This window comes from Ensifer oleiphilus (genome assembly GCF_013371465.1).
GTDB lineage: Bacteria > Pseudomonadota > Alphaproteobacteria > Rhizobiales > Rhizobiaceae > Ensifer > Ensifer oleiphilus.
Window position 1 is genome coordinate 223,980 of sequence record NZ_JABWDU010000009.1, and the last position, 14,139, is coordinate 238,118.

Here is a 14,139-nt window from a genome sequence, read left to right on the forward strand (position 1 = left end):
TCTCAGGCCTCCACATCGAACATGTCGCGCAGCCCGTCGCCGAGCAGGTTGAAGCCGAGCGTGGCATAGAAGATGGCAAAACCTGGAGCCAGAACCTCCCACCATTTCTCCGGCAGGAACTGCCGGCCGTCGGCGACCATCGAGCCGAGATCCGGTGTCGGCGGCTTCACGCCGAGCCCGAGGAAGGAGAGCGTCGCGCCGAAGAGGATGACGAAGGCAGCATCGAGCGTCGTCTTCACCGAGATGACCGAGATGCAGTTCGGCAGGATCTCCTTGGCGAGAATATGCAGGTGGCTGGCGCCGGCAAGCCGCGCTGCCTCGATGTAGTCTTCCGCCGCGATCGATTTTGTCACGCGATAGACGAGGCGCGCATGCCAGGTCCACCAGAGCAGCGTGATCGCCAGCATGGCGTTGACCAGATTGGGCTCGAGCACGTTGCCGATGGCGAGCGCCATCACCAGCGGCGGGATGGCCAGCATGATGTCGGTGAAACCGGTCAGGAGCCGCTCGGTCAGGCCGCCGGCATAACCGGCGATCATGCCCAGCGCCGAGCCGATCGGGACAGCTACGCCGAGCACGCCGATGACAAGCAGCAGCGAGACGCGGAACCCGAAGACCGTTCGCGAGAAGATGTCACGCCCGGCCTTGTCGGTGCCGAACCAGTTGTCGGCATCCGGCGGCATATGGCGGTTTCGGAAGTCGACGACGGCGCCGACATGTTCGGGAAAGCGGGCGATCAACGGCGCGAAGACGGCCATGACGATGACCGAAAGCACGATCAGCGCGCCGATGACGGCGGCCGGGTTCCGGCTGAACCGGTACCAGGTCATGTAACCGGCGGACAGGCGGGTTGCTTCCTGCATCAGCGGGCCTCCTTGAAGCGAAGCCGCGGGTCAAGGATGCTGATGATCAGGTCGATGACGAGATTGGCGGCGATGAAGAAAATGCCCGAGACGAGGACCACGGCCATGACGGCATTGAGATCCTTCTGCAGGATGGCGTCGAGGCCGTAGGAGGCAAAGCCGCCCCAGGAGAACACCATTTCGACGACGAAGGCGTTGCCGATCAGCGAGGCGAATTCGAGCCCCATGATCGTCAATGGTGCGATCGAAGACAGCTTCAGCAGATAACGAAACACGATGACGCGGTCCGGCACACCGAAGGATTTCAGCGTCAGCACATGATCGCGACGCTGATGGTCGATCATTGCAGAGCGGGTGATGCGGGTAATCTGGCCGATGCCGGCCATTGCCAGCGCCAGCGCCGGAAAGACGAGATGCTGAAGCGCGCTCAGAAACACGTCGGGGCGGCCGGCAAGCAGGCTGTCGACGAGCAGGAAGCCAGTGGGGCCTGCGGGTGCGCCGAGCTGGAAGTCGACCCGGCCGAGCGTTGGCCATGAGGGGAAATGATCTGCCGCAAGGATCTGCAGGGTTACGGCGAAGAGAAAGCTCGGAATGGTGACGCCGATGAGCGAGAAGAAACGGCCGCTGTTGTCGATCCAGCTGTTCCTGTAGCGCGCCGTCAGGACGCCGAGTGGCACGGCCACCGCGAAAATGATGACGATGGTGACGATCACAAGCTCGAGCGTCGCCGGCAGGAAGGTGGCGATGTCGGCGCTGACCTCGCGATCGGACACGATCGAACGTCCGAGGTCGCCGGTCACCGCATGGCTGACATAGCTGACATACTGGGTGATCAGCGGCTCATCGAGCCCCATGCGCTGGCGGAGCTGGTCGACCTGCGCTTGCGTTGCGCTCGGACCGAGGGCCATGCGCGCCGGGTCGCCCGGCACGATGCGAGCGAGCACGAAAATCATCAGCGACAACACGAACAGCACCATGAGGAAGCCGACCGCGCGCCGCGCAAACAATGCGACGTAATAATTGCCCATTGGCAACCCTTTCCCCTCGGCCGGTTATTGTCCGGCCTGTCTGCCGCGTTTTGCGGTCGAGGGCAGTTTCAAGCCGAAAGGGTCGTTTGCACAACGGCCAGAAAGGATAGGTTTTGATAAGAAAGGTATAGGTTTTTCGATCGACCAAATGGGAGAACGACGCATACCGCCGCCCACGGCAACCTGATCAGGAAATGACGCCGAGCGCCTTTGCCGCGATGATCGCTTCCCGTCGGCGGCTGCAGCCGAGCTTGCGATAGAGATTGCCGAGGTGGAATTTCACCGTGGCCTCGCTCAAGCCCAGGGCATGGGCGATGAACTTGTTCGACGCGCCCTCGGCAATCATCAGCAGCAGGCGGGTTTCGCGCCGGGTCAGGCCGTTCTTTTCGCCGAGCGGAGCGTTGGGCAGGCCGGTGTCGCGCAGGCGGCGCAGGATCTGTTGCGACGTCGGCGTGATCTGCAGGAAGTCGCTGATGCGGCGGTCGCCGGTCAGCTCCCGCAGGAACTGCCGCTCTTCCGACAGCGGCGCAATGGTGCCGAGCCGGGCCGCATTCTCGAACGTTTTCTGCAGGATAGCGCGCGCGCCGGTGAGGTTGTGCCGGCGACGAGCGACATAGGCCTGCCAGACCTCGATGGACAATCGCTGGCGGCCCGTCAGGTTGAGGTTGCTCGCCAGCGCCGCAAGCTGCCGGTCCAGATGCACGCGCCCCGGCATTTCGAAGACGATATGGCGCAGCCAGACGACAGCCAATGCTATCTCGTCGCGGTCCTGCAGGCGGGTCAGTTCGTCGACAGCCGCCTCCACCCAGGTTCTGTTGATACGGGCCTGCACCGCCGAAAGCTTTTCTGCCGCTTCCTGCCAGCGGTTGCCGTTCTGCAGAATGACGGCGTCGCGGACCTCGATCATCAGGCGGAACTGCCTGTTATAGACCTGGTAGGCGCGCCAGCGATCGAGGAAGCCGCGTGCGGCAATCATCGAAAAATGCTCGCTCAGCGCCTGGCTGCCATATTGCAACGCGAACTCGATCAGGCTCGGCCAGATCTCGCCATGCGAGAAATCATCCATTTCGGAGGCCAGGAAGCGCGCCAACGGCTCCGGCTTGCCGTCCTCGTATTCCACGCACGCTTGCAGCAAAGCGAGCAGCCGTGCATCCATCGGGCTCTCGAACGGCACGCGCGACAATTGCTCGGCAGCGTCGACCGAATTCCTGCGGGCACGCACCGCATCGCCGCTCATCAGGTGCATCATCGCCTGATGCAGATTGATATAGAAACACAGAAGCGGCACGCCCGCGCGCTCATAATGGAAGAGTGCCCGATCGGCGATATCCTGCGCGACGGCGAACCGGCGGCGGCGAATGTAGAACTCCAGGATCGAATTGTAGATGCTGCCGCGCTCCAGATCGGCGTCGAGCGGAAACTCCGACAAAAGCGTCGTCGATTGCTCCAGCAGATCATCGCCGAGCACAACGTCCTCGTAGATCAGCATCACCAGGCGGAAAGAGCGGAACGCGGCTGAGAATGCCGCACGGTCGCTCAGCACCTTCAGCACATTGTTGGCGCGCGAGCCGTAGCAATCGGCAAGCAGCCGCTGCGCGCGCAGCACTTCGCCGCGCTTCAGCGCCTGCATGGCAAGCGCGGTGACGATGCCTTCATTCTGTGTCGCCAATTCAGCCGGGAACCCGGCGAGAACCCGGTCGAAGGCTTCCGAGCCGTGGAAGAAGATGTAGTACCGGCCGAAGTTTGCAGCGAAGGCGCGGACCGCCAGTTCGTGAAGCCCCGCGCCCTGCAGCACGAGGATCGCTTCCGTTTGCATGCCGTGCGCGGCATAGGCAGCCGAAATCGCCGGCACGCGAGCGCCGTCTTCGATACGCTCTGCCAGCACCATGTCAACCGCTGCAGCAAGCGCACCGCCGATGCCGCTTGCCTGCAGATAGGCCGGCACCGCTTGTTTCGCCTTGGCCGAAGCCTTTGCGGTCTGCCGGGCAAGCCTGAGCTGGACGAGTTCGAAATCTGTCGTTTCACTCACGACATTGTTCGCCAGAAAGCGGGTGACCGCCGCCTCGTCTCGTGACGATCGCGAGAGCAGCCCAACGAGAAACGGCCACCCACCAGTCTCAGTCAGAAGCAGGGCGGCCTCCACTTTGCCATAGACTGCCTCGAGTTCGCCGGGCGAGAAGCGGAGGTCCTGAGCACCAAGGCAGAGTGCCTTGCCGTAGGCAATCGCCCGATCGAGACCAAGGAGCCGGGTTCGCGGCCGTTTCGCGATCACGACGCGTCGTCCCTCGTCCTGCCAGGTTGCAGGAATTTCAGCTTCCTGCATGTCCGGCGGCACGTCCCAGAGCAGCACGTCGTCGAAGAAGTCTTCCTCGCCGGGAGGACGCGCCGATCGCCATATGCGGCATTGAAGGCGGGACGCCAGTTGCGACAACAGCGTCGACTTTCCCATGCCCGCAACGGCGTCCAGAACCACGGTCGGTTCGGCCGCCGTCACGATGCGTTGCAGAAGATCGTCTCGCCGGATGTCGATCGTTTTGTGGGGCGTATCAGCCATTCATTCTCTGCCCAACGGGCCAAGCGCGGTTGTCGGCGAAACCTAGACAAGGACGCTCGGGTTGGCAAAGGCGGAATAGACTGGTCGGCCAGCGTCGCCCGAAATTTTTCGCAGCGCCGCTAGAAATGGCGAAAACAATCGACCAAGGCGTCGACCGCGATGCGCACGCGCGGGGTCGTACCGAGCCGATGCGGCCAGAGTGCGTAGATGGGGAGCGGCACAGCCGCAAACGCCTCCAGAACGGGAACGAGGCGACCCTCCTTGATCGCATCGTCGACAATCCAGCTCGGCAATTGCACGAGCCCATGCCCACGACAGGCAGCGTCCGCCATCAAAGCGTGATCCGCAATGCTGAGCACGCTGCGCACGGTGACGTGCTTCGTCTGCCCGGACTCGGCAAATCGCCAGCTCTGTGCCGCGGGCCCACGCGATTGCGTTACGCAATGATGGGCAGCAAGCTCCGCGGGGCGCGATGGCGTCCCGTGCTTCGCCAGATAATCCGGCGCACCGCAAATCGTCAGGCGCTGCACACCGAGCTTTCTGACCATCAGGTCGCCGCCGCCCGCAAGTTCGCCGACACGCACACAGAGGTCGATGTTCTCGTCGACCAGATCAACGAGCCGATTGGTGAAGGCAATATCGAGTTCGAGTTTCGGATAGTCGGCCGCGAGCGCGATAAGGCATGGCCCGGCAATGCGCCTGCCGAGCAGTTCCGGCAAACTGACCTTGAGGCGGCCGGCAGGCTCATCCATGCGCGAGGCAAGTGCGGACTCGACCGCGGCCAGTTCCGCCACGGCGCGTTCGCACCCCTCGAGGAACACCCTGCCTTCCTCGGTGAGTGCGAGATGGCGTGTGCTGCGCTGAAACAGACGCACGCCCAACTGGGTCTCAAGCCGGGCAACAGCCTTGCCCACCGTCGATGTGGAAAGGCCAAGCCGCTCGGCGGCTTCGGAAAAACTGGATGACCGCGACGCCTGCATAAAGGCACGGATGGCGCTGAGATGATCGCCGGGCAGCATGGAAAACTCCGGAATTTCTGTCGCAGGTACTGCGCTGAATGTTCTCATAAGCGATTTTGGTTCGCGGATATAGTGTGGCTTGGCATTCACATCTCAAGGATCCGAAAGAATGAGAAAGCAGAGAGTAGCAATCATCGGCGGCAGCTCCGGCATCGGCCTGCGCGTTGCCGAGCGCGCGATCGACCTTGGCGCGGACGTGGTTATTGGCGGGCGCGATGCGGAAAAGCTGCAGCGCGCGGCAAGCAAGCTCGGTCCCGCCAGCCGCGTGCTGACGGTCGACAATGTCGATCAGGACTCCTTGCGCCGCTTTTTCGAGCAGGCGGGTCCGATCAACCACCTGTTCACACCGGGCGCATCCTATTCGCGCGGACGGATCGACAAGGCGTCCGACGAGGTTGCCGAAAGCTCGTTCCGATCGAAGTTCTGGGGCCAATACTACGCCGTGAAGCACGCCCTGCCGTACCTCGACAAGAACGGATCCATCACCTTGATGGCCGGCGCCTACAGTGTTCGGCCGGCGGCCGAGGGTGCGGCCTACGGCGCCTGCAATGCCGCGATCGAAGGCCTTGGGCGAGCGCTCGCCGTCGAGTTGGCGCCGATCCGCGTGAATGTCATTTCGCCCGGCACGATCGATAGCGACCTGTGGCGCCGTCAACCGGACGCCATCAGAGAGGCGTCGTTCTCCAGCTATGGGGAGGCTGCGCTGCTCAAGCGCGTCGGCACCACCGACGAGGTCGCGCACACAGTCATCTATCTCATGGAGAACGGCTTCATGAACGGCTCGACGCTTTACCCCGACGGGGGCTTTGCGTTGCGTTGAGCCGAACGACGGCAATTGAACGCTCCCGTCACACCAACACCATTCCCGTTGCATCGGGAATGGGCAGAGCGGCGGCGCTTTATCGCCCGATCAAGAGCGGCCCCGTTGCTCCTGACGGTCCGAGACGCCTGAAGGCAGCCGCTCAATCGCTCCCGCTTACAAGGCGTTGGTGCTCAGCGTGGCCGGCAAATCCCTCGGCAAAACCCCAAAGGTTGAAAATTCTCGGAGCTCAATCGTTGCTCGGACGGCTCTTGCGCCAATGTCGCGATATTTAGTCTATCTTTTCAATAGACAATATTGAAAGGACGCCAACAACAGGTAGGCTTCTCATACCACTTGTGGCGAGCCGCAGCAGCAGGGTGTCGGCACACCCGACGGCATCAACTGCGCACCGCCGCACAGACACTGAAGGGAGCCACCATTGACCGACGCCAAATCATCCCTGCCCATTCTCGATTTGCAACGCTTTGCGGCGGGCCATCCCGAGCGGGCGGCGGCGCTTGACGAATTGCGCAGCGTCGCCCGCTCGGTGGGCTTTTTCTATCTCGAGGGGCATGGCATCCCGCAGGAGCAGATCGATGGCGTCCTCGATCTCTCCAAGCGCTTTTTCACCCTGCCGGAACAGGACAAGCTGGCGATCGAAATGCGCAAGTCGCCGCACTTTCGCGGCTACAATCGCGCCGGTCTCGAATACACCCGCGGCACGCAAGACTGGCGCGAACAGGTGGACTTCGGGCCCGAACGCGAACGCCTCGACATCAGGCCGGGCGATGCTCCATGGAAGCGCCTGGTCGGCCCCAACCAGTTTCCCGACGCCCTGCCCGAACTGAAACCGGCGATCCTCGCCTGGATCGAGGCGGTGACCCGTCTTGGTATCCGCCTGATCGAGGTCTTCGCCGAAGCGCTCGGACAGCGCGCCGATGTGTTCGAGCCGATCTACCGTGATGGCCCGAACCAGCTGTTGAAGATCATCCGCTATCCCGGCCGCGATAAGACCGAAAGCTACCAGGGGGTCGGCGCCCACAAGGACGGCGGTTTCGTCACCATCCTGCTTCAGGATGAGGTCGGCGGCCTGCAAGTCGACGACGGCAAGGGCGGCTGGATCGATGCGCCGCCGAAGCGCGGCACCTTCGTCATCAATGTCGGCGAGCTTTTGGAGCTGGCATCGAACGGCTACCTGCTTGCCAACATTCATCGCGTCGTCACGCCGCCCGCCGGCGGTGATCGCAGGTCGGTCGCCTTCTTCCTCGGCGCCAACCTCGCTTCCACAATTCCAGTTCTCGACCTGCCGCCCGAGCTTGGTGCCGAAGTTCGCGGTGTGACGCAGGACCCACTTAACCCGTTGTTCCACGAAGTCGGGCGCAATGTCCTGAAATCACGCCTGAGATCACACCCCGACGTCGCCGCCGCCCATCATGCCGATCTTGTCGAGCTGCTGAAGGTGCCGGTACCAGCCTGAAAAATCCTGCTGCATCCACTCAAACGCTGAAGGAAGCTATCTATGACGATCCATCAAAAGCCTGAGGAACCTGCAGTCGAAATCAAGGCGCCGAGCGGACTGCGCGATACCTCGCGGCCGCTTCGGCCCGAAACGCTGGCGCTTCACGGCGGCAGCTATCGTTTCGATCCGGTCACCGGCGCCGTCGCTGTGCCGATCTACCAGACGACGTCCTACCAGCTGCCCGGCACCGACGGCGCCGACAAACTGTTTGCGCTCGAGGCTGCCGGCCATCTCTACACGCGCGTCTCCAACCCGACGCAGGACGCATTCGAGCAGCGCCTTGCTGAAATCGAGGGCGGAGCCGCGGCGCTGGCGCTCGGCTCCGGTCAGGCGGCATCGGCCTATGCCCTGCTCAACCTCGCCCGCTCCGGCGACAACATCGTCAGCGCCGCCGGGCTCTATGGCGGCACTTGGGCGCTCTTCGCCTCGACGTTGAAAAGCTTCGGCATCGAGGTGCGTTTCATCGACGCGTCCGACCCCGAGGCTTTCGCGCCAAGGCAACCGATGACAAAACGCGGGCCTACTATGCGGAATCCCTTCCCAATCCGAGCCTCGAGGTCTTTCCGATCGGCGAGGTCGCCGAGATCGGCCGCCGTTTCGGCATTCCGCTTGTCATCGACAACACCGCGGCACCCTTGACCATTCGGCCGTTCGACCACGGCGGCCGCGATCGTCGTCTATTCCACCACAAAATATATCGGCGGGCACGGCACCTCGATTGGTGGCGCCATCATCGATAGCGGCTCCTTCCCCTGGCACGAAAATGCCGAGCGCCACCCCAATCTGAGTGAGCCGGATGCGAGCTATCAGGGAAAGACCTGGCTGGAGAAGGCCGCCGCGATCGACTTTCATCCTTATATCCTGCGCGCCCGCGCCGTTCTGTTGCGTGACCTCGGCGCCGCCATCAGCCCGCAGAATGTCTTCCAGTTCATTCAGGGGCTGGAGACCTTGCCGCTGCGGATCCGCCAGCACAGCGAAAACGCCATCAAGGTCGCGGACTTCCTGCGTGCCCACCCCAAGGTGGCGCGGGTTATTTTCCCGAAATTCCAGGAAGGTGCAGCCAAGGCGCGCGGTGAAAAATACCTGCGCAACGGTCACTATGGTGCTCTGGTCGGTTTCGAGCTGAAGGACGGACGCGAGGCGGGCCGTCGCTTTATCGACGGGCTGCAGCTGCTCTACCACGTAGCCAATATCGGCGACGCGCGGTCGCTGGCGATCCATCCGGCAACGACGACCCATTCGCAACTGTCCGAGGCGGACCAGCTGAGAACGGGTGTCACGCCCGGCTATGTCAGGCTGTCGATCGGCATCGAGCACCCGGATGACATCATCGCCGACCTGAAGCAGGCCATTGACGCCGCTTGAGCCGGCGATGTCCACAATGTGCTCTTTGGCCCAACCGTCAGCAGCGGTTGGGCTTTTGGCATGTTTGGTGACGGGGCCTCTATTTGGGCAGTTCGAAGCACCCGACCCGGGGGTCAGAAGTCGCGGCTTGCCGTCTTGCACGACGCCCGCGAAGGTAGGCCCGACCAGAAACATCATAGCTGCTGCGCTACCACCGTCGGATTGCGCCAGCAGTGGAAGGAAACGCCATGACGTCCGAAAATATCCAGGTCCTTCTTGCCTCCCGCCCAGACGGCAAGCCAACACCGGACAATTTCAAGATCGGGCATTCCCCGATCCCCGAGCCTGCCGATGGCCAGGTATTGCTGAAGATCCTCTACCTCTCGCTCGATCCCTATATGCGCGGACGCATGAATGCCGGAAAATCCTACGCCAAACCCGTCGAGATCGGGGACGTGATGGAGGGTGGAACGGTGGCTCGCGTCGTGCGGTCACGCCATCCGGATTTCGCCGAGGGCGATGTCGTGCTGTCCCATTCCGGTTGGCAGAGCTACGCGCTCTCCGATGGTGCGGGCCTGCGCAAACTCGACCCGCAGGCCGCACCACTTTCGACCGCGCTCGGGGTCTTGGGCATGCCGGGCTTTACCGCCTATTCCGGCCTCTTGACGATCGGCAAGCCGAAGCCGGGCGAAACGGTGGTGGTTGCCGCGGCAAGCGGCGCCGTCGGCTCCGCAGTCGGACAGATCGCTCGCATCAAGGGCGCACGTGCCGTCGGGATCGCCGGAGGGGCGGCGAAATGCGCCTTCGTTCGCAACGAGCTCGGCTTTGACGCGGTCGTCGACCACCATGCCGCGGACTTTGCCGAGCAACTGGCAGCCGCCTGCCCCGGGGGCATCGACGTCTATTTCGAGAATGTCGGCGGGCATGTCTGGGATGCGGTGTTTCCGCTGCTTAATGATTTCGCCCGCATTCCCGTCTGCGGCCTGATCGCACAGTACAACAGCCGCCCAGGCGAACAGACGGGTGGTGATCGCCTTCCCGCCGTCATGCGCGACGTTCTAAGCAAGAGCCTGTCGATACGCGGCTTCATCCAAAGGGAGTTCGTCGAGCAACGCCCCGACTTCCATCGAGAAATGGCCGCATGGATTTCCGCGGGCGAGGTTCGCTATCAGGAAGATATCGTCGATGGCCTCGAAAACGCGCCGAACGCTTTCATCGGCCTGCTGGAAGGCCGCAACTTCGGCAAGCTCGTCATCCGCGTTGCCGACGAGCGGTGAAAACCGGAGCGGCGGCACGCGGTGCCGCGGCCCGAAGCATGTCGCGCAAAAGCGTTCCGCGGTTTTGCGATAACGACATGGGTGAAAACAAGACCTTAAAGCGCGCCAAGCGAACCTGAAAGATCGCGACGCGCCTTAAGGATTTCCGTTGATTTGAAGGCTGGCCTTGCCGAGGCCGTCTTCGATAGCCGCGGCCAGTTCCGGTGCATAATTCCTCGTAGCCGGTTCAGCCGTCAGCGAGATTTCCAGCGGACCTTCCGGAGAACGCACTTCGCCAAGAGCGTTGGTCGCCTCCTGCGTCAATCCGAGCTGACCGGCAACGGCCAGCCTGAGCAGATTGACGACCCGATCCGATGAGTTTGCAAGCTGGCGCACGCGAAGCAGGGCCTCTTCGTAACGGCGTCCTCGATAGGCATCGAGGGCCAGCGTCAAAGCCGCATCGTGATGCGCATACTCCCCATTCTCCTCAGCCAGGCGCGCCAGCCTCAGGCCCTCGGACCAATGGCCGGAGATGTACCGCAACAGACCCATTCTGGCTGGGATAGCCTCATCCAGCGGATTGAGTGCGCTGGCGCGTAGTCCCGACAGAAAGGCGGCTTCCCGGTCGCCGGCAGCAAAGCGCGCCATCATCTGAGCCACGTAGCTCTGGCTCGCCTGGGGAGCAAGCGCGACAGCTCGGTCGGCAAGCTTCAGCGCTCTGTTGCGGCGGGTTGGTGAAGTGCCTGCCTCGCCCGTCGCCACGAGGACCATCGCCAGGCTGGCCGATACATCGGGATCATTTGCGTTGTAGGCGAGGGATCGCTCCAGGCAAGTGAGCGCATTTGCGAAATTTTCAGCATCGGTCCGCGAGAGGGCCATATCGGCCTGCAACACGCAACCATATCCCAGCGAAGGCGCCGCTAGCTGGCGTGCGGTCTCCAGACTGGTGACCACACCGTCTTCACCCGCAAGCGCGCGAGCAAGTCGCACCAGAAGGGCCTGTTGGACTTCCTCGGCGTTACCGCCATCTTCGAGCGTTCGTTTCAATGCGCCGGAGCGCAAGGCTTCGTTGCTCTGCGGGTCGACCACCTGCCAGGCTAGCTCGTGAGCATCGTTTGCCATGTTATAGCTGATCGACAGTTTGTATTCCTTGCTGCCGGCAAGGCGGACGACGGATCTGGGCGCAACCCAACCGGTCACCGATGCGACGTCGATGCCCTCAGGCGGCTCCTGCGCCAGCGTCCGCACTGACGAGAACTGCGACAGCGCATGGACCAGATAGCCCCCCACTCTCCTGCGCTCTTCGCCGTCCTTCAATTTTTGCGGTTCAACATCGACGATGATGGTCGGTTTTTCCGACAGGATCGGCTTCCAGGGAAATTGATCGACCATCGAAGCATAAAAGGCAAAGGCAACCGCCAAAACCCCCACGCCTGCAAGGGCAACCTTCGCCACGGATAGACGACGACCGACAACAGCCGTCGAAGACAATTGCTCGGGTGGCTCCGGCACATTGGAGGATATCGGCGGCGGAGCGAGCAAAACCTGCGGCGGTTTTCCGTCAGACCTGACAAAGAGCGGCACATAGTTGCCCTTGGGCAGCTCGATACGCAGCGTGGCTTCATCACCAAGCGCTTCATAATATTGTGCCAATGCAGCGCGAAGTCGCGACGCTTCAACCCGGACGATGGGGTCCGTTGCCGGATCGAACGAACTCGGCCGGGCAAAGACGTCGATCGCGATCGTATAGGCTTTCACCGACGCTGACCGCCCGGCGAAAAACTCTTCAACCAGGTATCGCAACAGTTTGCGGTGGCGCTCGGTGCCGTGAAAGCGCGGATCGCTTAGCATGCGATCGAGTTCGGCTCTGGCCGGGCGTTCGGCAACAGGGCAATAGGCCGCTCGGTCCGCGTCTTCTCCTGTTTTCATATCGCGCCCCCATCTACCTACAACCCGAAAGAGAGTGCCAATGCGAGGTGAACTCTAGATCACACACCGGGCAGCGGGAAGAGAAATATTGACCCGTCACAAAACATTTTCAAAGAAACGCCGCAGGTTCAGAATGAAACAACGGACTGAATTGAAAACCACTGAGTTTGCAGGGGCAAATCGATAGAAAAGCGCGATGCTATACGAATGAATAACTAATCACATTGGATTAGATTTGTTATCTGCATTGGCAAGACAGATGGAAATCACTTCCTCTTCGATCTCCAAACAGATCAGTTCGTACTCCGCCACCATCGAAGTATCCTGCGGATCACGCCGGCGCTGGCGATCGAGCATGGAAGCCGCCTCGTCATAGGCCTCGCAAAGACTGGCGAGCGGCATGTTCTTGCCGCTCAGAAGCTGCAACTGGCCGCGCAGCGCCGGAAGCTTGAGCATCAGCTTCAAAAGTCCCCGTTGTTTGGCTTCGTTGGGCATTGTGCTCTACCCGATTGAACGATGATCGATGCTTCATGCCACGCCTGCACGCAAAGGCTTCTTTCGCGCGCATCTTGCACGGATTCAGAGGTGCCACCGCCACTCTGATTGCCAGCGTCTCGTTGAGATTTTCCTATCTGACGGATACTGTCTTGGGTCAGGCAGCTGACCAACTTCCGCCTGCACCTCTCCTGCGCTGCAAATTTGCAGGAACCCGGTCCGTGCGGAAGTACGTAACAGTTACATTGGTGCCGACCGCTTGACGGAGGCTGCATAAAGGTGGGCAACCACGGCGCTGGCACACATCGGATCACGCATCGCTGACCGGACTAAAGGATTATCGCCGCGGCCGCCTTTTCATTGACCGCCAGCGCACAACTGACCGCAACCGGTGCGGCTTGCCCGGCTTGGGCAGTGCGCTACAGTCGGCGTTGCCGGGTGTTACGTTTGGGCTACGGCCTTCCTCGGCCTTCAATCGCTGCCGATTGTAACTGTTACGTACTTCAATCCGGAATGCTGCTGCGCTTAGAATACCTGCGGCGACATCCGGCGACAGGCCCTATCGCGTGTTGAGCACAACGGAGAGAATTCCATGCGATCCTTGGACAAGATTTCTCGTGACCGACGTGTTGTGACGTCCCTTTCCGCCGGGATTGTCGCGACCGTTATGACGCTGTTGAGCACCGAGCTTGCGGCAAGCGACGACAAATTGAGCGGCCTGCCCTCGCTTGTCCTTGCCGGGCAGACGGCGACGGCGCAGACGTTCCAGTTCGAAACGCCGTTCAACAATCTCATCAATGCCGGCCCGCTCTCGATCGTGCTCGAAAAGACGACCCTCGACGAGGTGAAGGCCGCATTCGGAGGCAATATCCGCAGCCGGTCTGCGGAGGGCCTGTCGATCGGTTGGCTGTGCTACGAGCTTTCCACCGGCGATCTGCCGCGGCGGATCTGGTTCGTGGCCAACGACAGAGACGCCGCGGCGCCCACAGAAAAGCCGGTGACGTTCATCTCCACCGAAGAAGTTTCCGACGAAACCGAAAAATGTGATACGCCGACTGTTGCCCTCGCCCCTCTGTTGCTGCCGGTTCCGACACTGAAGGACAGTACCGAAGCCCTGGAGAAACGCTTTGGCGCGGCCCCCAAGGAGGGCATGGTGCGTTATGCCCACCAACAGCAAGGTGAGCAGAATATGATGATCTTGCAATCGCTCGTCTACCGTCTGAAAGACGGTCACATCGATGGCATCGCCTTCACACAGGTTACAACGAAATAGTTGGCAGATAGGCGTTGCTCGCCACCGCTCAGGCGGCGAGCAATCTGCCCGTGGCGC

The 14,139-nt window shown here is 61.8% G+C and carries 10 protein-coding genes and 1 pseudogene; 5 read left to right on the forward strand and 6 right to left on the reverse strand.

The window, feature by feature from the left end:
- Positions 1 to 2 precede the first annotated feature (2 nt).
- From HT585_RS26980 to HT585_RS26995, 4 genes are all read right to left on the reverse strand, one after another.
- Positions 3 to 863: an ABC transporter permease gene (locus HT585_RS26980; RefSeq protein ID WP_176355875.1), complete on the reverse strand. Its 861-nt coding sequence runs from the start codon at positions 861 to 863 to the stop codon at positions 3 to 5.
- On the reverse strand, positions 863 to 1,891 hold the full coding sequence (locus HT585_RS26985; protein WP_176355876.1) for an ABC transporter permease: 1,029 nt from the start codon (positions 1,889 to 1,891) through the stop codon (positions 863 to 865). Before HT585_RS26985 ends, HT585_RS26980 begins: the two co-directional genes overlap by 1 nt.
- Before the next feature lie 187 nt (positions 1,892 to 2,078).
- Positions 2,079 to 4,445, reverse strand: a complete 2,367-nt coding sequence (locus HT585_RS26990; RefSeq protein WP_176355877.1) for a helix-turn-helix transcriptional regulator — start codon at positions 4,443 to 4,445, stop codon at positions 2,079 to 2,081.
- Positions 4,446 to 4,564: 119 nt separating this feature from the next.
- On the reverse strand, positions 4,565 to 5,464 hold the full coding sequence (locus tag HT585_RS26995) for a LysR family transcriptional regulator (RefSeq protein ID WP_176355878.1): 900 nt from the start codon (positions 5,462 to 5,464) through the stop codon (positions 4,565 to 4,567).
- Positions 5,465 to 5,573: 109 nt separating this feature from the next.
- On the opposite strand from HT585_RS26995, the gene HT585_RS27000 reads away from it, so the two are divergent.
- From HT585_RS27000 to HT585_RS27015, 4 genes and pseudogenes are all read left to right on the forward strand, one after another.
- Positions 5,574 to 6,284, forward strand: a complete 711-nt coding sequence (locus HT585_RS27000; protein ID WP_176355879.1) for an SDR family oxidoreductase — start codon at positions 5,574 to 5,576, stop codon at positions 6,282 to 6,284.
- Between the two features lie 421 nt (positions 6,285 to 6,705).
- A complete protein-coding gene (locus tag HT585_RS27005) occupies positions 6,706 to 7,743 on the forward strand; it encodes an isopenicillin N synthase family dioxygenase (protein WP_176355880.1) in 1,038 nt (345 codons plus the stop codon).
- A 42-nt stretch (positions 7,744 to 7,785) separates the two neighbouring features.
- A pseudogene (locus tag HT585_RS27010) lies at positions 7,786 to 9,150 on the forward strand (O-acetylhomoserine aminocarboxypropyltransferase/cysteine synthase family protein).
- A 227-nt stretch (positions 9,151 to 9,377) separates the two neighbouring features.
- Entirely contained in the window at positions 9,378 to 10,406 is a 1,029-nt protein-coding gene (locus HT585_RS27015) for an NADP-dependent oxidoreductase (protein WP_176355881.1), read from the forward strand.
- 135 nt (positions 10,407 to 10,541) lie between these two features.
- On the opposite strand, the gene HT585_RS27020 is transcribed toward HT585_RS27015, so the two are convergent.
- Positions 10,542 to 12,314, reverse strand: coding sequence for a tetratricopeptide repeat protein (locus HT585_RS27020; RefSeq protein ID WP_176355882.1), 1,773 nt, complete (start codon positions 12,312 to 12,314; stop codon positions 10,542 to 10,544).
- Between the two features lie 219 nt (positions 12,315 to 12,533).
- Positions 12,534 to 12,809: a hypothetical protein gene (locus HT585_RS27025; protein WP_176355883.1), complete on the reverse strand. Its 276-nt coding sequence runs from the start codon at positions 12,807 to 12,809 to the stop codon at positions 12,534 to 12,536.
- 667 nt (positions 12,810 to 13,476) lie between these two features.
- Here HT585_RS27025 and HT585_RS27030 point away from each other — a divergent pair.
- Positions 13,477 to 14,082: a hypothetical protein gene (locus HT585_RS27030; RefSeq protein WP_176355884.1), complete on the forward strand. Its 606-nt coding sequence runs from the start codon at positions 13,477 to 13,479 to the stop codon at positions 14,080 to 14,082.
- Positions 14,083 to 14,139 lie beyond the last annotated feature (57 nt).